The organism is Armatimonadota bacterium, from assembly GCA_031459765.1.
In the GTDB taxonomy this organism is placed as follows: domain Bacteria; phylum Sysuimicrobiota; class Sysuimicrobiia; order Sysuimicrobiales; family Kaftiobacteriaceae; genus Kaftiobacterium; species Kaftiobacterium secundum.
Window position 1 is genome coordinate 189,959 of record JAVKHY010000003.1, and the last position, 19,178, is coordinate 209,136.

18 protein-coding genes and 1 tRNA gene are annotated in these 19,178 nt (G+C 71.1%); 13 read left to right on the forward strand and 6 right to left on the reverse strand.

What is annotated here, in order from left to right; all coding sequences use genetic code 11:
* Positions 1–150: 150 nt before the first annotated feature.
* The 5 genes from QN141_05640 to QN141_05660 all read left to right on the forward strand — a co-directional run bounded on the left by QN141_05640 (position 151) and on the right by QN141_05660 (position 4,224).
* Positions 151–1,263 (forward strand): GGDEF domain-containing protein, encoded by a 1,113-nt coding sequence (locus tag QN141_05640; protein MDR7557955.1) that lies wholly within the window; start codon positions 151–153, stop codon positions 1,261–1,263.
* A 124-nt stretch (positions 1,264–1,387) separates the two neighbouring features.
* Positions 1,388–1,816 (forward strand): transcriptional repressor, encoded by a 429-nt coding sequence (locus QN141_05645; protein MDR7557956.1) that lies wholly within the window; start codon positions 1,388–1,390, stop codon positions 1,814–1,816.
* Positions 1,817–1,833: 17 nt separating this feature from the next.
* Positions 1,834–2,682: a zinc ABC transporter substrate-binding protein gene (locus QN141_05650; protein MDR7557957.1), complete on the forward strand. Its 849-nt coding sequence runs from the start codon at positions 1,834–1,836 to the stop codon at positions 2,680–2,682.
* A 25-nt stretch (positions 2,683–2,707) separates the two neighbouring features.
* On the forward strand, positions 2,708–3,424 hold the full coding sequence (locus QN141_05655) for a metal ABC transporter ATP-binding protein (GenBank protein MDR7557958.1): 717 nt from the start codon (positions 2,708–2,710) through the stop codon (positions 3,422–3,424).
* A 2-nt stretch (positions 3,425–3,426) separates the two neighbouring features.
* Complete coding sequence (locus QN141_05660; GenBank protein MDR7557959.1) at positions 3,427–4,224, forward strand: metal ABC transporter permease; 798 nt, start codon at positions 3,427–3,429, stop codon at positions 4,222–4,224.
* Here QN141_05660 and QN141_05665 read toward each other — a convergent pair.
* Positions 4,211–5,149, reverse strand: a complete 939-nt coding sequence (locus tag QN141_05665; GenBank protein MDR7557960.1) for a dienelactone hydrolase family protein — start codon at positions 5,147–5,149, stop codon at positions 4,211–4,213. The genes QN141_05660 and QN141_05665 overlap by 14 nt on opposite strands.
* Positions 5,150–5,324: 175 nt before the next feature.
* Here QN141_05665 and QN141_05670 point away from each other — a divergent pair, with 175 nt between their 5' ends.
* Positions 5,325–6,128 carry a hypothetical protein gene (locus QN141_05670; GenBank protein ID MDR7557961.1) on the forward strand — a complete coding sequence of 268 codons (804 nt, stop codon included), beginning with the start codon at positions 5,325–5,327 and terminating at the stop codon, positions 6,126–6,128.
* Here the strand turns inward: QN141_05670 and QN141_05675 are convergent.
* Positions 6,125–7,135: a TIGR03617 family F420-dependent LLM class oxidoreductase gene (locus QN141_05675; protein MDR7557962.1), complete on the reverse strand. Its 1,011-nt coding sequence runs from the start codon at positions 7,133–7,135 to the stop codon at positions 6,125–6,127. The two genes, QN141_05670 and QN141_05675, sit on opposite strands and share 4 nt — an antisense overlap.
* 104 nt (positions 7,136–7,239) lie before the next feature.
* Between QN141_05675 and QN141_05680 the strand changes: the two genes are divergently transcribed.
* From QN141_05680 to rdgB, 4 genes are read left to right on the forward strand one after another with little or no spacing between them, the layout of a single operon-like run.
* A complete protein-coding gene (locus QN141_05680) occupies positions 7,240–8,961 on the forward strand; it encodes an N-acetylmuramoyl-L-alanine amidase family protein (GenBank protein ID MDR7557963.1) in 1,722 nt (573 codons plus the stop codon).
* 2 nt (positions 8,962–8,963) lie between these two features.
* Positions 8,964–9,725: an MBL fold metallo-hydrolase gene (locus QN141_05685; protein ID MDR7557964.1), complete on the forward strand. Its 762-nt coding sequence runs from the start codon at positions 8,964–8,966 to the stop codon at positions 9,723–9,725.
* Positions 9,726–9,778: 53 nt separating this feature from the next.
* Positions 9,779–10,513, forward strand: coding sequence for a ribonuclease PH (gene rph, locus QN141_05690; protein MDR7557965.1), 735 nt, complete (start codon positions 9,779–9,781; stop codon positions 10,511–10,513).
* Positions 10,514–10,526: 13 nt separating this feature from the next.
* On the forward strand, positions 10,527–11,252 hold the full coding sequence (gene rdgB / locus QN141_05695) for an RdgB/HAM1 family non-canonical purine NTP pyrophosphatase (protein MDR7557966.1): 726 nt from the start codon (positions 10,527–10,529) through the stop codon (positions 11,250–11,252).
* An 11-nt stretch (positions 11,253–11,263) separates the two neighbouring features.
* Here rdgB and ligD read toward each other — a convergent pair whose 3' ends face one another.
* Genes ligD through QN141_05710 form a run of 3 tightly spaced genes read right to left on the reverse strand, consistent with a single transcriptional unit; the run spans position 11,264 to position 15,630 of the window.
* A complete protein-coding gene (ligD, locus tag QN141_05700; GenBank protein ID MDR7557967.1) occupies positions 11,264–14,044 on the reverse strand; it encodes a non-homologous end-joining DNA ligase in 2,781 nt (926 codons plus the stop codon).
* A complete protein-coding gene (locus tag QN141_05705; protein MDR7557968.1) occupies positions 14,037–14,744 on the reverse strand; it encodes a DUF72 domain-containing protein in 708 nt (235 codons plus the stop codon). Before QN141_05705 ends, ligD begins: the two co-directional genes overlap by 8 nt.
* Before the next feature lie 49 nt (positions 14,745–14,793).
* Positions 14,794–15,630, reverse strand: coding sequence for a Ku protein (locus tag QN141_05710; protein MDR7557969.1), 837 nt, complete (start codon positions 15,628–15,630; stop codon positions 14,794–14,796).
* A 193-nt stretch (positions 15,631–15,823) separates the two neighbouring features.
* On the opposite strand from QN141_05710, the gene QN141_05715 reads away from it, so the two are divergent.
* Positions 15,824–16,366: a hypothetical protein gene (locus QN141_05715; protein ID MDR7557970.1), complete on the forward strand. Its 543-nt coding sequence runs from the start codon at positions 15,824–15,826 to the stop codon at positions 16,364–16,366.
* 10 nt (positions 16,367–16,376) lie between these two features.
* Here the strand turns inward: QN141_05715 and QN141_05720 are convergent.
* Positions 16,377–16,454, reverse strand: a tRNA-Pro gene (locus QN141_05720).
* A gap of 104 nt (positions 16,455–16,558) precedes the next feature.
* Here QN141_05720 and zwf point away from each other — a divergent pair.
* Both zwf and QN141_05730 read left to right on the forward strand, forming a co-directional pair.
* Entirely contained in the window at positions 16,559–18,088 is a 1,530-nt protein-coding gene (zwf, locus tag QN141_05725) for a glucose-6-phosphate dehydrogenase (GenBank protein ID MDR7557971.1), read from the forward strand.
* Between the two features lie 40 nt (positions 18,089–18,128).
* Complete coding sequence (locus QN141_05730) at positions 18,129–19,109, forward strand: trypsin-like peptidase domain-containing protein (protein ID MDR7557972.1); 981 nt, start codon at positions 18,129–18,131, stop codon at positions 19,107–19,109.
* Positions 19,110–19,178: the final 69 nt, after the last annotated feature.

The following is a 19,178-nucleotide window of genomic DNA, read 5'->3' on the forward strand; positions in this document are numbered from 1 at the left end:
GCCGGCAGAGGGGGACGGCGCATCCCGCTCCGGCGCCGGACGGGCTCGGGGGAGGACCCGTTGTCTATGACCCTCTCCGCGGTGGCACCTCACGGGTGAGCGGTTCCGACCGAGGGGTGCGGGTCCCCAGCCCCCGTTGCGGAGATGGCGATGGCCGAACCGGCGGCCGCCCCGCCCAGGGCGGGGGAACAGGAAGGCAGTCCCGCGCGTCTCCTCCTCGACGCCTGGTTCGGCACGCCCGACAATCCCATCGCCGCCCACCACGCCGTCCTGCGGCTCACCTACGGGCTGACGCCGGCCGTGGTCATCATGGCGGCGCTGGCCCGGCTGCTGGGCATCGACCTCCCGCTGTGGCTGATCGTGTTCCAGGCGGTCGTGCTGATGGCCACCACCTGGCGGCAGGAACGGCTGGTCATCGAGGGCGTCGTCACACCCTTCATGGCCGCCGCCCATCTGAACCTGGGCCTGCTCCTGCTCACGACCTGGGTCGCCTTCTCCGGGGGCGTGCAGAGCCCGTTCGTCTGGGCCTACGCGGTGATCATCGCCATCTACGGCGTGCTGTGGGGCGCGCGGTTCGCGCTGGTCACGGCCACGCTGTGCAGCGTCTACCTCCTCTCCATCCTGGGGCTGATGCGGCTGGGGCTGGCCCTCAACCCGGCCCCCCTGGCCGTCCCCCTGACGCTGCCCGGTCGCGTCTTCCTGCTGAGCTATGTGGCGATGTTCTACGTCGTCGCCGTGGTGGCCGGGGCGCTGCGGCGTCAGGCCCTCGAGGTCTTTCGCCTGGCGCTCACCGACCCGCTGACCGGGCTGGCCAACCGGCGGGCCCTCCGCCAGGGGCTGGACCGCGAGCTGGCCCTGGCCGAACGCTACGGCCATCCCTGCGCCGTGCTCGTCCTGGAGGTCGACCGCTTCAAGGAGATCAACGATCGGTTTGGCCACCTCCAGGGCGACGCGGCGCTGCGCAGGGTCGCGACGACGCTGCGCAGCGCCTGCCGCTCCACCGACCTGCTGGCCCGGTTTGGCGGCGACGAGTTCGTCGCCGTCCTCCCCCACACGGGGATGGAGGAGGCCCGGGGGGTGGGGGACCGGATCCGCCGCGACGTCGAAGAGGCTGCCCCGCTGCGCGGGCTCCAGCTCACCTTGAGCGCGGGGGTGGCCGTCTTTCCCGACCACGGCCGGACCTCGCGCGACCTCCTCGAGGCCGCCGATCGCGCCATGTACCGCGTCAAGCAGCGGGGAGGCAACGGCACCGAGGTGGCCTGAGGCCCGCCGCCGCGGCAGGGTGAGCGCCCAGGCCCTTGACATCCCGCCTGCTCCGCCGGTAGGCTGGACGGCGGGGCGTTACTGCAAGTGATTTTCATTATCGAGACCGGGGGAGGAGCGGGCGGTGGACGATGCGGTGGCCACGGTGGCGGAGCGGCTGCGCAGGCACGGCCGCCGGATGACCGTCCAGCGGCGGGCCGTGCTGGAGGCGATGGCGGCCCTGGGCTGCGCCCAGGACGCGGAGGCGATCCACCAGCGGGCGCGCCGGGCGCACGGGCGGTTGGGCCTCGTCACCGTGTACCGGACGCTGGAGGCCTTTGTCGCCGAGGGGCTGGCCGAACGGGTCTTCTTCGGCGACGGGCGGGCCCGCTACGAACTGCAGGACCGCCGTCACCACCACCACCTCGTCTGCCTGGGCTGCGGTCGGGTGGCGCGGCTGGAGGGCTGTCGCCTGCCGCCGCCGCCGCAGCTGGGACGGCTCCACGGATTCCGCGTGACCGCGCACCGGCTGGAGCTTTTCGGCTACTGCCGGGATTGCCGGAGCGGCCGATAAAAGCGGCCGTCCTCCTCGTGGTCGGCCTCGTCGCCGCGGGCTGCGCGCCGCGGCAGGCGGCGCCGTCGGGGCGGGTCGCCGTCGCGGCCACCATCTACCCGGTGGCCGAGTTCGCCCGGCGGGTGGGAGGGGAGCGGGTGGAGGTGCGCGAGATCGTGCCGCCGGGGGTGGAACCCCACGATTACGAGCCGGCTCCCCAGGACCTCGTCACGCTGCACCGGTCGCGCGTCTTCGTGTACAACGGAGCCGGCTTCGAGCCCTGGGTGGGGCGGACGCTGCCCGGGCTGCCTCCCTCGGTGGTGGCCGTGGACGGCAGCGCGGGGCTTCCCCTGCGCAGGGGAGATCCCCACCTCTGGCTCGACCCCGTGCTGGCGCAGGCCCAGGCGGAACGCCTCCGGGACGGCCTGATCCGCGCCGATCCCGACGGGCGGGCGCACTATGAGCGGGGCGCCCGAAAGCTGATTGCCGATCTCGCCGCCCTGGACCGCCGGTACGCGCAGACCCTGGGCCGGTGCGCGCGCCGGGAATTCGTCACGGCGCACGATGCGTTCGGGTATCTGGCCGCGCGCTATGGTCTGCAGCAGGTGCCGGTGACCGGGATCGACCCGGAGGCCGAACCGACCCCGGCACGCCTGCGCCAGATCATCGCCACGATCCGGCGGACGGGAGCGACAGCCGTCTTCACCGAATCGTTCCTCAATCCACGGGTGGCGGAAACCCTGGCCCGCGAGACCGGCGTCCGCGTGCTGGTACTGGATCCGCTCGAGGGGCTGAGCGCCGAGGACCGGGCCCGGGGGCGGAACTACTTCACGGTGATGGATGAGAACCTCACCCATCTGGCCGACGGACTCGACTGCGGACGGTAGCCCGGACGTCGCCGTCCTGGAGCACGTGTGCTACGACGTGGGGGACACCCGCGTCCTGGAGGGGGTGACCCTGCGCATCGGCAGGGGCGACTTCCTCGGAATCATCGGACCCAACGGTGCGGGCAAGACCACCCTGCTGCGCGTGATGCTCGGGCTGCTGACACCGTCCTGCGGACACGTCACCCTGTTCGGCACCGATGTGCGCCGCTTCCGTGCGTGGTATCGCATCGGCTATGTGCCGCAGCGGCCCGTCGCCGAGCGGCGCTTTCCGGCCAGCGTCTTTGAGGTGGTGATGAGCGGGTGCTCGGCACGCGTCGGGCCGGGACACCGATACGGCGTCGCGGAGCGGGAGGCGGCGCTGCAGGCGCTGGAGACGGTGGGCATGGCGGGCGTCCGCGACCGCGTCATCGGCCGCCTTTCCCCGGGGCAGCAGCAGCGGGTCTTCATCGCCCGCGCCCTGGTCCACCGTCCGGAGCTGCTCATCCTCGACGAGCCGACCGTGGGCGTGGACGTGGACGCCCAGGAGCAGTTCTACGCGCTGCTGCGCCACCTCAACCGCCAGCTGCACACGACCCTGGTGCTGGTCTCCCACGACATCACCGTCGTGGCCCGGGAGGTCACCCGGCTGGCCTGCCTGAACCGTTCGCTCGTTTTCCACGGTGACCCGGCGGAGGCGATGCGCAGCGGCGCGCTGGAGCAGCTGTACCGGGCGCAGAGCCTGGTCGTGGCCCACCGCCACTAACGATGCCGGAGATCCTGCAGTACGGCTTCATGCAGCGCGCCCTGCTGGCCGGGGTAATGATCGCCATGATCGCGCCCACCATCGGGGTCTTCCTGGTCCTCCGCCGGCTCAGCCTCATCGCCGATACGCTGTCTCACGTGGCGCTGGCCGGCGTGGCCGCGGCCCTGCTGGCCGGATGGCATCCTGCCGCGGGCGCCTTCCTGGCCGCGATCATCGGGGCCGTGGGGATCGAGCGGATGCGCGTCTCCGGGCGACTGGTCGGCGACGCCGCGCTGGCGATCTTTCTCTCCGGAGGGCTCGCCGTCGCCGTGGTGCTGATCGGCCTGAGCGGCGGCTTCCGGGTCGATCTCTTCACCTACCTGTTCGGGGCGATCACCGCGGTGCAGCCGCGCGACCTGTGGGTCATCCTCGGGCTCGGACTGGGCGTGCTGGCCGCGGTGGCAATCTTCTACAAGGAGTTGTTTGCCATCGCCTTCGATGAGGAGGCCGCCCGGGTGCAGGGCGTCCCGGTGGACGCCCTCAACCTGCTGGTCACGGTGCTCGTGGCCGTGACGGCGGTGGTGGCGATGCGGGTGGTCGGAGTGCTCCTGACGAGCGCGCTCATCGTGATCCCCGCCGCAACCGCCCTGCGCCTCGCCGGCACCTTCCGGGCCACGCTGCTGCTGGCCGTGGCCAGCGCCCTGATCTCCGTCCTGGCCGGCATGACCGCCGCCTTCTATCTCAATCTCGCCGCGGGAGGGGCGATCGTGCTGACCGCCATCGCCCTCTTCGCCGCGACGAGTGTCCTCAGGCGGAGTTGAGGTACCGCTCGAACCAGGCCGTCACCCGCTGCCACGCCGCTTGAGCGGCCGCGGCATGGTAGCGCTGCCCCGTGTCGTTGAAAAACGCGTGGTCGGCGCCCGGGTAGACGACGATCTCGTGGACGACGCGGGCCCGCTCCAGGGCTTCCCGGAGCGCCGGGATGCCGGCGTTGATGCGCGCATCCAGTTCGCCGTAGACGGCCAGGACCGCGGCCCGGATCTTCGGCACATCGGTCAGCGGAGGGGACGGTCCGTAGAACGGCGCCGCGGCGCGGAGGTCGGCGTTGGCCGTGGCCAGCCGCCAGGTCATTCCTCCGCCGAAGCAGAAGCCGATGGCTCCAATCCGGTCGGCCCGCACCGTGGGAAGCGCCTGGAGGGAGCGCACCGCCGCATTGAGCATCTCCACCAGCCGCTCCGGCGCCGTGCGGCCCAGGATGGCGCTGACCTGCGCCAGGTCGTTCAGATACCTCGGCGTGCCGCCCTCGTGGGAGACCAGGTCCGGGGCCAGGGCCGCGTAGCCCAGTTTGCTGAATCGCCGGCAGACGTCTTTGAAATGCTCGAGCAACCCGCGGTTCTCGTGGATGACCACGACCCCCGGGAAGGGGCCGCCATCGCGGGGGCGGGACAGGTAGGCCTGCACCGAGACGCTTCCGGAGGGAAAGGTCACCATCTCCAGGGACAGCGCCGGATCGTCGGGAGGGACGGTCACGCCCGGGGCCGGGGCCGCCGACGGCGCCGGTCCCTGCGCGGCGGCGGCCACCTCCTCGGGGGAGGTCGAAATCCCCAGGCCGCTGAGGATCGACACGGCGAGGGCCGCTCCGCCCGCCATCAGCGCCGTGCGTCGCAGGAATTCCCGGCGCGGGAGCCGGCCGGCCCGGAAGTCTTCGGCCCACTCTTCGACAATGTAGCGCTGCAGATCGTCCACAGGGGTCCTCCTTCGGGTAGGATCGAGACAGGCGCGGGACGGCGGCCCCGAACCCGGCAGGTTTCGTATACACAGAGCGTGTCACAGCCGTGTCACCTTCCGTCGCCGGAAAGCGATCCTTCGCCGCCCGGCGTTATGGCAAGATGAAAGTGGACCCCTGCTCGGGGGAATGGCGATGGTGATCTCTACGCTGCATAGGTTGACCGCGGAGGACCTGCGGTACATTGTCACGACCCTGTATCCCGGGGCCGATCCCCATCGCGTCGCCGCCCGTCTGCGTGACGACGACCAGGCCCTGGAGCGGCACCTGGAAGACGAGCGTCTGCTCCGGCGGATCCTGGGCGAGAGCGACATTCTCATCCACATCTCGCCCTGGTTGCTGTTCGGCGTCCTGCTGCGCCACGTCCGCCGTGTGCTGCTGGCGGTGCCCTACACCATCGAAGAGGCGCTGGGCGAGCGGGTCCCGGTCTTCGACGCGGTGCGGGCCGGCGAACTCCTCGCGGATCGCGACATCCTGGATTACCTGGTCCTGATGCTGGTCTCCTTCACCCGGACGGAGACCTGGGCGATCGAAGTCGAGCAGGAGGGGCGGCGGCGGTGGCGGCGCTTCAGCGATCTCGACTCCGACGATATGATCGCCCTGGCCGGGATAATGCCGGAGGCGTTGCGCTTCCCGATCCTGCGCCGCATCGGCGACATCGCCCTCTTCACCAGCGGCATCTTTCCCGAAGCCGTCGACCGCCGGGCCGGTGGGGGCGGCGGAGCCAGGGCGGCCCGGAAGACCCTGGAGGAGTACGAAGAGGAGGGGCGCCTCTTCTACCGGCTGGCGGCGCAGCATGAGGTCGCGCGCCGGACGGGATGGGACCGCCCCCTGGAGGCGCTGGCGGAGACCTTCCCCATCGCGCGCAAGCCGCTCAACGTGCTGGCCTCGCAGTACATCCGCACGAGCCGGCTGGAGTTGTTCGGCGAGTTCGGCTAGGGGGCCTGGGCACGGATACCCTGCAGCAGGCGCTCCCACCACGGATCGTCGGCCGGTGAGTAGGGGCGGTAGGGGCCGATGCGGTCCACCAGTCCCTCGTAGCGGGCGCGGAGCGCGGCGCCGGCGTCCTCGGGGGGCGCCACGACGGCGATCGTGGTCAGCATCTCGTCCGTTACTTCGCCGGCCATGGCCGTCCAGGCCCCCTGCCCGGCGAGCCGGCTGAGGCGCGCGCCCACCTCCTCCCACCCGTGGTGCGCCAGCACGCCGCGGTAGGACGGCGTGCTGGCGTAGAAGGCGATGGCCCGCCGCGCCGCGTCCGCGCCGGGCCCCCGCAGGCCGTCGGTGACGACGAAGACCGCGGCGCTGATCGGCAAGGGAACCGCACCCCGGCCGGCACGCGCCTGTCCCCTCCGGATGGCGGGGAGGATGACCTCCCGCAGATAGGCGGCGGTATGCAGCGGATGGACCTGGAAGCCGTCGGCGACCTCGCCGGCGACCCGACACATCACGGGGTTCACCCCCGCCGTGGCAATCGGGACGGCGTAGTCGTGCCGCGGCGGCGTGAAGAAGGGGGTCATGAGCGACAGGTGATACCCCCGGCCGCGGTAGTCGAGCGGGGCGCCGGTTCTCCAGGTCCGCCACACGGCGCGGATGGCCCGGACCGTATCGCGCAGCCGCGGCGCCGGGGCGTCCCACGGCATGCCGTAGCGTCGGACGATGTGTCCGCGGACCTGGGTTCCCAGCCCGAGGATGAACCGGCCCTCGGCCAGGGCCGCCAGATCCCAGGCCAGGTGGGCCAACAGGGTGGGGCTGCGCACAAAGGCGATCGCCACGCTGGTGCCCACACTCACCTTCGTCGTGTGCTCGGCGGCGAGCGCCGCGCCGAGGAACGGCTCGTGGGCGGTCTCGGAGAACCACAGGCCGTCAACGCCGATTCCTTCGGCGCGGCGGGCCAGCTCCGGTACATCCCGCAGAGTGCGGTATTCGAGATGCGCATCGACCAGCATATGAGAGGAAAATCTTTCGCCGTGGAGGAATCTATGGCCTCCGGGAGAGCGCACAGGAACCGATGCTCCGCTGGCAGGTGGTGGGCGCAAGACAGGGGTAGAGCATGAAGGTGATGGCGACCGCGGTCCTGGCGGCGCTGGCGGTTGCAGCGTGCGCCGCGGCCGCTCCGGCGCAGGACGTCGGGATCAAGGTCGTCGTCAACGGCGTTGACGTTCCCCTCGCCGCGCCCGCCGTGGTCGTGCAGGGGCAGGTGCTGGCTCCTATTTCCGGCCTCTTCGAGCCGATGGGAGCCATCGCCGCCTATTACGAAACCGACCGCAGCGTCGTCGTCACCAACCGGACGCGGGCCGCGCTCCGCCTCTTCATCGGTCAGCCCACCCTGCAGGTCGACGGAAAGGTGCGGCCCCTCCCCGTGTCTCCCCAGGTGATCCGCGGGCTGGCCTACATTCCCCTCCAGGCCGTCTTCTCCGCGCTGGGCGCGTGGACGAAGTACGAGCCCGGGGAGCGGACGCTGTATGTGAGTTCGCAGATCACGGCCGTCTCCGCTCGGGTCGCCTCCGGTGTCTTGTTGGTCCAGGTCGAGGCCACCGGGCCGGTGCAGACCGAAACGCTCGTCCTGACTGATCCGGACCGCATGGTCGTCGATTTCCTGCACGCCGCGCTGCGCACCCCTCCCGGGGAGACGCCGGTGAACGATGCCGGCGTCCAGCGCATCCGCACCGCGCAGTTTCAGGTCAAGCCCTACGTTTCACGCCTGGTCTTCGACCTGCAGGCGCCGGTGGACATCCGCGTGGTCAGCGATCCGCTGTCCTACCTGGTGACCCTTGAGATCCGCCCCAAGGCCGCGGCCGGCGCACCGCCGCCGGGCCCGCCCCCCGGCGCGCCGCTCCCGGGCCCGCCCTCCGCCGCCCGATCCACGGAGCCGGGGGTCTCCCCGCCGACGGCCGGCGCGCTGCGGGTGACGGGCGTGACGTTCCGGCGCGACGGAGCCGGCGGCCGGATCACGGTGGAAGGGGACGGGCCGATGGAGTACAGGATCCGGGAGTTCGTCTTCCCGGATCGCCTGGCCATCGACATCGAGAACGCCGTCTTCGTGCCGGTGAAGGAGGAGGTGCGCCTCGAGCATCCGTCCATCGTCTCCGTCCGGGCCGCGCAGTTCACCGCCCAACCGCCGGTGGCGCGCGTGGTCGTCACCCTCAAGCGCAAGATGAACTACTTCGTCAGCCGAACCCCGAGTGGGCTGATCATCGATGTGAACACCCAGACCGCGCTGCGCCGCCACATCGTGGCCATCGATCCCGGACACGGCGGCCGGGATCCCGGCGCGATCGGACCCTCGGGGTTGCGCGAAGCCGATGTCGTCCTGGACATCGCCCGGCGCGTGCGCGAGCTCCTGGAGCGGGACGGCGTCCGGGTGGTGATGACCCGGGACGACGACGCCACCGTCGAACTGACCGAGCGCCCGCGGATGGCCCGCGAGGCGGGCGCCTCGATCTACGTCAGCATCCATGCCAACGCCCACGGCCGGGCCACGGCCAACGGCTCCGAAACCTACTACCTGACCCCGCAGTCGCTGGCCCTGGCGCAGATGATCCAGGACGAACTGGGCATCGTGTTGAGCTTGCCCAGCCGCGGCATCAAGACGGCGAACTTCCTCGTCCTGCGCGACAGCAGTGTGCCCTCGGTGCTGGTGGAGACCGCCTTCATCTCCAACGCCGAGGATGAGGCCCGCCTGCGCGACGCGGCGTTCCGCCAGCGGCTGGCCCAGGCCATCCACCGCGGGATCATGCGGTTCCTGACGATCTATCCGGCGCCCGCTCCCTGACCGTGCGGCTGACGGTGCTGGGCAAATGGAGTCCCTATCCGCCTCCGGGCGGTGCCTGCCCGGGATACCTGGTGGCCAGCGGCGAGGTCCGCATTCTTCTGGATTGCGGCAGCGGGGCCGTCGCGGCGATGCTCCGGGTCGCCCCCGCGCACCGGTTGAGCGCGGCGGTCATCACCCACCTGCATCCCGACCACTTCTCCGACATCTACGCGCTGCAGAATGCCCTGCGCTTCGGCCGCTACCCGGATCCGCCCGCGCCCCCGCTCCCCCTCTTCGCCCCCCGGGGGGCGGGGGAGTTCCTGGCCGCCGTGCTGCCCGCGGACACCGCCCGGCGCGACTTCCGGGACCGGTTCGACTTCCGGCCCATCGAGGCCGGGGCGGCCGAGGTGGACGGCGTGCGGCTGCGCTTTACGCCGACCACGCACCCCATGCCCTGTCACGCCGTCGAGGTCTCCGCGGGCGGCCGGCGCCTGGTCTACACGGCCGACACCGGCCCGTCGCCCGAGGTGGAACGCTTGGCCGCAGGCGCCGACCTCCTGCTGGCGGAGTGCGCCCTCGTCGAGGAGGCGGCGGATCTGGCCCCGGTCTGGGGCCACCTGACGGGGAGCATGGCCGGGGCCATGGCCGCGCGCGCCGGTGTGGGGCGGTTACTACTGACCCACTTCTTCACTCCGCACCATGCGCTCCAGGAATCGGTGGCGGCGGCAGCGAAGGAGTTCGGCGCCGTTCTCCCGGTCGATGAAGGCTCCACCTACGAGATCTGATCGTCCAAGACCCGGGCACGACGAGGTCTGAGCGCAGCGAGGTTCGAGTGCCGATGCCCCGCGCCGACGGGCGGCAGGCCCACGAACTGCGGCCGGTGACCATCACCCGCCACTTCCTCAAGTACGCCGAGGGCTCGGTGTTGATCACCCTCGGGGACACCAAGGTCGTCTGCTCGGCCAGCATCGATGAGCGCGTCCCCCAGTGGCTGCGGGGCGGAGGACGGGGGTGGATCACCGCCGAGTACGGAATGTTGCCCCGGGCCACGAGCGAGCGCAGCCCGCGGGACATCGGACGGCCCAGCGGCCGGGCGCAGGAGATCCAGCGGCTGGTCGGCCGCTCCCTGCGGGCGGCGGTGGATCTGGACAAACTGGGGGAGCGGACGATCTGGATCGACTGCGACGTCATCCAGGCCGACGGCGGCACACGCACCGCGGCGATCACCGGGGCCTTCGTCGCCCTGGTCGATGCCCTGTACGTGCTGCGGAAGACCGGGGCCGTGGGCTGGTGGCCCCTGCGCGAGTTCGTGGCGGCGACGAGCGCAGGGATCGTCGACGGGGAGGTCGTCCTCGACCTCGACTTCCAGGAGGATTCCCGGGCGCGGGTGGACATGAACGTCGTGATGACGGAATCCGGCCGGCTGGTGGAGGTCCAGGGCACCGCCGAGGGGATGCCCTTCACCCGGGAGGAGATGCAGCAGATGCTGAACCTCGCCGAGCGCGGGATCAAGCAGCTGATCCGGCACCAGCGGGACGTCCTCGCCGACGTGCTGGCCGGAATCCCGCGCTGAGGGGCGTCCCGCCATGCGCCGACGTCCCGCCTCGCGTCCCCGCCGCCCCCTCCGCCACCCCGGCGCGCTCCGTCCCCGCCTGCGTCCGGCCGCCGGCCCGCCCCCGTCGGGTCCGGGCGTGCTGGAGGTTGTCCTGGCCACCCGCAATCCGGGGAAGGTGCGGGAGTTCCTCGAGTTGATGCACGACCTGCCGATCCAGGTGTACAGCCTGGAAGCCTTCCCGCAGATTGGACCGCTGGCCGAGGACGGCCAGACCTACACCGAAAACGCCGTCACCAAGGCGGCGACGGTGGCGCGCCTCACCGGCCGCGTGGCGGTGGCCGATGACTCCGGCCTCGAGGTGGACGCGCTGGAGGGCGGGCCGGGTCCGCATTCCCGCCGTTTCCTGGGAGACCAGGCTTCCGACGCCGCGCGCAACGCGCGGATCCTCAAACTGCTCCACGGGGTGCCGGCGGAACGGCGGACGGCGCGCTACCGGGCCGTGGTCGCCGTGGCCCTGCCGAGCGGCGAGGTGCGGACCTTCGAGGGGAGCTGCGAAGGGAAGATCGCCACGGTGGCGCGCGGCTCGGGAGGCTTCGGCTACGATCCGATCTTTCTCGTCCCCGCCTACGGGAAGACGATGGCGCAGCTCCCGCTCGCCGTGAAGAACCGCCTCAGCCATCGCGCCCGCGCCTTTGCCGCGGCGCGGCCGTATCTGAGCAGGCTGGCCGCCGGATTCCGGAGCGCCGCCGGCGACTGATCCCGGGCACGCTACAGGTGGTGCTCCAGGCGCTGGGGCTTCGCCAGGATGTCCCGCCAGGGGTCGCGTCGCCTCTTCATCAGCTCGGGCGCCGTGCGCAGCGTGAACTCCAGGGGGTCGAACCCCCGCTCCAGTTCCGCCCACGTTACCGGCATCGCCACCGTGGCCTGAGGTGTCGGCCGGAGGCTGTACGGGCAGGCCAGCGTGGCGCCCAGCCGGTTCTGGTTGTAGTCGAGGAAGACCTTGCCCACCCGCTCTTCCACCGCCCAGGCCGTGGTCAGGGTCTTGGGGTGGCGGCTTTCCAGGTACCGGGTCACCGTCCGGGCGAACTCGTGCACCTGGTCGTAGGTGTAGTCGCGCACGATCGGCACGAAGACGTGCAGCCCGGTCTTGCCGCTGGTCTTGAGGAAGCTCTCCAGCCTCAAGGTCCGCAGGAGGGCCCGGACTTCAAAGGCGGCCTCGCGCGCGGCGTCGAACCCCCGCCGGGAGTAGTCGGGATCCTTTTCGCCCCGACCCCGCGGGAGGGTGGTGCCGTCCGGAAAGAGATAGGGATCGAGATCGAACACCACGAAATCGGGGCGGTTCAGGACGCTGGCGCGCAGGCCTTCCTCCGTGGTGAACTCCGTCCCCGCCCTGGCCACGCCTTCGCTGCGCCGGACGGGGGTGATCCGGCTGAACCAGGTGTGGATCTCGATGTCGGCGAGCTGCGCCAGCCACAGCAGCGTCTCCAGGTTGTTGCAGACCGGGGCGGCCATCGTCCCGCCGGCGCTCCCGCTGGCGATGGAGACCAGCCGGACGAAGCGGGGGGCATCCGGGACGTCCTTCTGGTAGAAGCTCTCCCCGGCGATCCCGTTGGGGAAGCGCCGCAGCGTCACCGGACGGTCGATCAGGTGGGGGAGGATGACCGGGCCGATCTTCAGGTAGTACTCGAGGAGGTCCGCTTTCGTGTACCCGAGGTCGGGCCAGAAGACCTTGTCGAGGTTGGTCAGTTGGACGTCCAGCCCCGCCTCCGCCAGCGCCGCTTCGAGGGGGTGCTTCTTCCGCGACGTTGAGGGCAGGAGCACCGGGCGCGGACGCTCCTTCGCCGGGGCGGCGCCGCCGGCGGCAGGTACCACGGCGGCCCGGGGCAGAGGGCGCTCCAGCGTCACCTCGCGGGCCGGTTTGTCCTGGCGCAGGCCCAGGTAGACGGGGAAACGCAGCCTCCCGTCGGCCGTCCAGCCGGCGTACTCTACCTGAACCACGAGATCGGGGCGGACCCAGGTCACCTGTTCGTTGGACGGAGGCACCGCATCGAAGGGGCACGACGCCTGGAGGCGGGTCCGCAGCAGCCGAAAGACGCGCCGCAGCTCGTCGTCGTTGAATCCCGCGCCGCAGTGGCCGATGTAGCGCAGCCGGTCCCCTTCGTAGGCACCGAGGAGGAGGGCGCCGAAGGTCCTGGTCCGCGCCCCCAGCCCGCGCGTGTAACCGCCGACCACCGCCTCCAGCTGCCTGGTGATCTTGATCTTCACCCACTCCGCGCTGCGCTTCCCCGGCTGGTAGCGGCTGTCCCTGCGCTTGGCGATGATGCCTTCGACCCCCAGTGACCGCGCGGCGGCGTAGAACGCCCGGCCCTCTTCCGGGACGGCGTCGGAGATCCGCACCACGGGATGGTCGGGGAGCAGCGCGGCCAGCGCCCGCCGGCGGTCCTGCAGCGGACGGTTGATCAGCAGGTGCCCCTGCAGGTAGAGCAGATCGAAGACGTAGTAGACGATGGGCGGCCGCGCCGGGCCCGGCCGGGTGCGGAGTTGCTGCAGCAGCGCAAAGGAAGAGCGCCCCTCGGCGTCGAGGGCGACGATCTCTCCGTCCAGGACCGTGTCAGGGAGGTCCAGGGCATAGAGGGCGTCGACCACTTCGGGGAATTGCGCGTTGATGACGTGCCCGCCCCGGCTGCGGATGGTCACCTGCTGCTGCGCGCCCTCGCGCCGGACGGCGCTGATGGCCCGGATGCCGTCCCACTTGATCTCGAAGAGCCAGCGCGGGTCGTCAAAGGGCCGGTCCGCCGACGCGGCCAGCGCCGGCTTGATCTCGGCGGGGAAAGAATCGGTCCCCGGCCGGGTCAGCCCGAGGGCCTGCAGGGCCTTGCGGGTGGACCGGGTGACCGCGGGCGCTCGCCCGGCGGGCGTCGTCCGGCCGGGCGGACGGTTGCGGCCACCGGCGTTCGCGACCTTCCGGCTCTGCCACCGGCGGGTCTCCTCCCGGGCGATCTGGGCCATCGTGCGGCCGGTCCTGGCCGACACCGAGGGCTCCGGCAGCGTCCAGCCCGCCACAGCGTCATCGTCGCGCTTCTTGAACAGCAGCCACTGCGTCTGGCCGCCCATCTTCGTCCGCACGAGGTGGAACTCTCCGCGCAACTTCTTCCCGTGCAACACCACGGTGAGCTTGCCCCTGGCGTGGGCCTGGAGCGGATCGCCATCCAGGCACTCGTAGGTGCCGGAGTCCCAGACCATCACCGTCCCCGCGCCGTAGTTGCCCGGGGGGATGACGCCCTCGAACTCGATGTACTCGAGCGGATGGTCCTCGACGGGAACGGCCAGGCGCTTCTCGTCCGGGTCCAGCGTCGGCCCTTTGGGCACGGCCCAGGACTTGAGGGTCCCGCCCATCTCCAGGCGGAAGTCCCAGTGCCGCCGCCGGGCATGGTGCTCCTGCACCACGAAGCGGAGGCGACGGCCCGGTGTGGCCGGGCCGCCGTGAGGCTCGGGGGTCCGGTCGAACCGCCGCTTGCGCCGGTAGAGCTGGAGCGCCTGATCAGGCATCGACCATCTGCGGGAGCCAGCGCGCGTAGTCGTAGCCGGGCGTCCCCTCCTCATGGGTGAAGTAGGCGTAGACGTCGCGCCCGGCGGCCAGCTGCTCCCGGACCCACCCCGCCCGTTCCCGCAGCGCCTCTTCCGTGTAGCGGGAGCGGTGAAACCGGTAGTACGCGATCGGCCCCACCGCCTCACGGGGGTGGGTTTCCTCATCCGTTTCCCCGACCACCAGCGAGACCCCGTGCTCCTCCAGCAGGCGGTAGACGCTGTCGCGCCGCCAGGAGTCGTGGCGGAACTCGATGACGGCCTGGGCGCCGGGACGGAGCTGGGCGAGGAACGTCGTCAGGAGGCCCAGGTCGCAGCGCAGGGAAGGGGGCAGCTGGAACAGCAGGATGCTCAGGCGCGGGCCGAGGAGGCGCATCCGCTCGTAGAGGAAGGCCAGGTCGCCGTCCACATCGGCCAGGCGCTTGATATGGGTGATCCGGCGGTGCACCTTGATCGTGAACCGGAACGATGCGGGGACCGCAGCCGCCCACTGGCTCAACGTCTCGTCGCCGGGGTAGCGGTAGAAGGTGTTGTTGATCTCGCAGGTGGGAAAGACGCGGGCGTAGTAGGCCAGCATCTCCCCGGCGGGGAGGCCGGCGGGGTAGAACCGTCCTTTCCACTCCGGATAACTGAAGCCTGAGGTGCCGACAAACACCTGAGCCACGGCGAGGGGACGTCCGCCGGCCCGGGCCGGCTCCGCCCGGGCCGCATCCTCAGCGGTGGCGCTCCCGCAGCGCGGCGGCCCGCGGCCGGGCCCGGCGCGGCCGCCGCAGGGACGCCGCCCGGCGGGTCACCTCCAGGCTGCGGCGCAGCGCTTCCATGAGATCGACGACCTTCTCCTCCTTGCGTTCGGGCGCCGCTTCCGCCGGGGCGCCCTCGATCTTGGCCGCGATCAGCCTCTGCAGCGCCTCGCGGTACTCGTCCCGGTAGTCGGCGGGATTGAAGGAGGCGGCCAGCCCCTCGACCAGTTGCAGCGCCATCTTCTTTTCGTTGGGATGGACTTTGACCTGCACCGGCAACTCGGCAAGCTCCGCGACCGGCCGCACCTCGTCGGCGTAAAAGAGCGTGGACATCACCAGGGCGCCGTCGTAGGGCCGCACCGCGACCAGGTGCTCCTTTTCCCGGATCACGACCTTGCCCACGGCCACCTTCGCCGACTCTTCCAGCGTGTCGTGGAGGAGGCGGAAGGCTTTCTGGCCGCCCTCATCGGGCGCCAGGTAGTACGACCTGTCGTAATAGAGAGGATCGATCTCGGCCAGTTCGACGAAGGCGGTGATACTGACCGTGCCGGCGGTTTCCAGGGGGATGTTCTCCAGCTCCTCGTCCGTGACCGGCACGAACTTGCCCTTGGCGTACTCGAAGCCCCGCACCACATCGTTCCACTCCACAACCTCCTCGTGGTGGGGGCAGTACCGTTTGTTCTGAATGGGGGTGAGACAGCTGCTGTGGAGGAGCCGGAACCGGATGTCCTTGGACTCCGTGGCCGTGTACAGCTTCACCGGGATGGTGACCAGGCCGAAGGTCAGGTGTCCCTTCCAGATCGGACGCATCTTCCCCGCTCCCCGAGGTCAGGCCTGCCTGCCCCGCGTGGACTGCGCGTACAGGCTATTATAGCAGTCGGCCCCCCCGGAGGAAGGGCGGCGGACGCCGCCAAATCCCCTTAGACGGACCGCGTGCCGGCGACCGCCCCGCGGCGGCCGTCCGGAGGCGCGGGTCACACCGACAGGAAAGGGTTCCGTCCCGATGCCGTGGATGCCCCCGCAGGTGGCGAAGTTCTTCACCTACTGGTCGCTGACATTTGCCGTCTTCCTCATCTACCTGTTCTCCTTCGTCGTCGCCGGGCTGGACGTCTGGGCCTCGCTGATGGAGAGCGTGCGCAAGCGTCGCAAGGAACTTCCGCCGCTTGCGGCCTACGATCCCAACCCGCTGGCCGGCAAGACGGTGGCCTCGACGCTGGGCCTGGGGCCCGGCCAGCAACCCGACGGCAAGCGCCGGTGGGTGCTGGACCGCGCGGCGATGGCGGCGCGGCGCCTGGGGCTGGACCGGCTGCACGTGGTCGTCCTGGAGGATTCCAAGGAGCATCCGCTGGTCCACTTCCACGACGGCCGGACCCTGGTCTCCTATCGCGTGGACAAGACCTGGGTGGCCGAGGCGCGCGCCGGCAACGCCGAACGCGAACGGCAGGTCGTCGAGCTGCTGGAGCGGTACCTGGCCTCGGATTTTCTGGGCCGCCACGAACTCCGGCCGAAGCGGACGACGGAGCTGGCCCGGGGGAAGGAAGCCTGACGGCACGGCGTGGTCGGGGCGGCCGGATTTGAACCGGCGACCTCGTGGTCCCAAACCACGCGCGCTGGCCGGGCTGCGCCACGCCCCGATCGGTTCCCAGCCTAACATGGCGGCTGCGGGGGGTCAATTTCGCCGGCCCGGCGGGGAATGCGCCCGGGGGTCCCCGCGTTCGGGCCTGCAGAGAGGTGCGGGATGCCGCAGGCCAGGACCGTTGAACCCGTCGCGTTCGTCATCATCGGCGCCACCGGGGACCTCGCCCAGCGACTGTTGCTCCCCGCGCTGTACCACCTGCGCGACGACGGCCTCCTGCCCGACGACTTCGCGGTCGTGGGTTTCTCGCGCCGTGGCTGGACCGACGACGACTTCCGGAGGTTCGCCCGCGAGGGGCTGGCGCCGAACCGGCCTGCCGGCGAGGCCTGGGCGCGGTTCGCTCCCCATCTCTACTTCCTCTCGGGCGATTCAACCCGGGAGGGGGATCTCGGTGCCCTGGGGCGGGCGCTCAGGGAGATCGAGGCCCGCCACCGGACCGGCGGCAACCGCCTCTTCTACATCGCGTCGCCGCCTTCGACCTACGAACCGCTGCTGCAGGACCTCGGGCGCGCGGGGCTGGTCCGCCGTGGGGACGGCGGGTGGACGCGCCTGATCATCGAGAAGCCTTTCGGCCACGACGAGGCCTCGGCCCGCCGGCTCAATGCGCTGGTGGACGAGGTCGTCGGCGAGGCCCAGGTGTTCCGCATCGACCACTACCTGGGCAAGGAAGCGGTGCAGAATATGCTGGTCTTCCGCTTCGCCAACACCGTCTTCGAGCCCGTCTGGAACCGCCGGTATGTGGACCACGTGCAGATCAGTTTCGTGGAGGAGATCGGGATCGGCAGCCGCGGCCGGTTCTATGAAGAGGTGGGTGTCGTGCGCGACGTCGTGCAGAACCACGTCCTGCAGCTGCTGGCCGTCATCGCCATGGAGCCTCCCGCCGTCTTCGACGCCGAGGGATTCCGCAACGAGAAGGCCAAGGTGCTGCGCGCCATCGCCCCGCTGCGCCCCGAGCAGGCCGTGCGCGGGCAGTACGGCCCGGGCGTGGTCGGCGGGGAGCGGGTTCCGGGCTACCGCCAGGAACACGGCGTGGCCCCCAACTCCTTCACCCCGACCTACGCGGCGATGCGGTTGCAGGTGGAGAACTGGCGCTGGGCCGGAGTGCCCTTCTACCTGCGGGCCGGCAAGCGGCTGAGCCGGAAGGCCACGGAGATCGTCATCGACTTCCGCCAGCCGCCCCTGATGCTGTTCCGGGACTGGGACATGACGGAGATGGACCCCAACGTCCTGGTGCTGCGGACCACCGAGGACGAGGGGATCTCGCTCCAATTCGCGGCGCGGGTGCCGGGGCACGGGCGCCAGATCCGCTCCGTCGCGCTGGACTTTTCCTACGCCGAGGTGGGGGCGGCGGAGCGGCCGGCCTATGAGCACCTGCTCCTGGACGCCCTGCGCGGGGTGCAGACGTTTTTCGCCCGGCGCGATGAGGTCGAGTTGCAGTGGTCGATCGTCGACCCCCTGCTGGAAGCCTGGGCCGAAGACATCCCGCGGGACTTTCCCAACTATGCCGCCGGGACGATGGGACCGGCCGCGGCGGACGCGCTGCTGGAGCGGGCCGGCCGCCGCTGGCGGAACCCGCCCCCCGTGACCGAGACGACACACGGCCGTGGTGGAGTACCGGCAGACCAGGAGTGACGGCCGCGATGTGCTGGTGGCCGGGAAAGGAGCCGATCCGATGCGCTGGATGACAGTCCTCGCCATCCTCATGGTGTTGGCCGCACCGGCGCCGGCGCAGATGCCGCCGGCGGCGCTGGAGCAGGCGGAGCAGGCGGTGGTCCAGGTCTCCGTCGTCGCCGAGAGCGGCGGGCGTGCCGTCCGCGGATCGGGGTCGGGGATCATCATCGATCCTCAGGGGGTGATTCTCACCGCCAACCATGTCGTGGCCCGCGCCCGGCAGGTCGAGGTCGCCCTGCGGGACGGACCGGTGCTGCCCGCGCGGATCATCGGGACCGATCCGGTGTACGATGTGGCCCTGATCGGCGTCGATCCGCCCCGGCCGCTGCCGCGGGCGCCGCTGGGAGTTTCCGCCGCCCTGCAACCCGGAGCGGTGGTCACGGCGTTGGGCCGCGCCCCCCGCCGCCCGGGCGGGCCGACGTCGGGCGGGTTCCTCGCCCTGGACTACGAGACCCGGCCGGGCGTGCCCCTTCTGCGGACGCTGGCGCCGGTGTGGCCCGGAGACTCCGGCGGTGCGCTGCTCGACGACGCCGGGAATGTCGTGGGCGTGATCGTGGCCCTGTCCCTGGATGGGACGGTGAGCATGTCCGTGGCCATCGATGCGGTGAAGGCCAACCTCGACGCCCTGCGCGCCGGCAGCGTCCGCCACCCCTGGCTGGGGATCCGGGGGCTGACGGTCACGGCGGCGCTGGCGGAGGAGATCGAGTTGGCCGTTCGGCGCGGCGTCCTGATCACGGAGGTGATTCCCGGCGGCCCCGCCGCGCAGGCGGGGCTGCGGGGAGGCGTCGCCGCCTCGCCCGACGACCTGCCCCGCGGCGGGGATGTCATCGTGGCGCTGGACGGGCGTCCTACCCCGACCTTCGGCGCCCTGGCCGCCCACGTCCTCGGCCGCCGGATCGGCGACCCCGTCTCCGTCGAGTTCCTTCGGGACGGACGGCTGCAGACAGCAGTTGTCATCCTGGGCGAACGGCCGGGCATTTAGACCGTTGACCCTCCGCAGAGAGCGGTGTAGTATGCTACCAATCTGCTCATGGGCACGAGGTGATCCGTG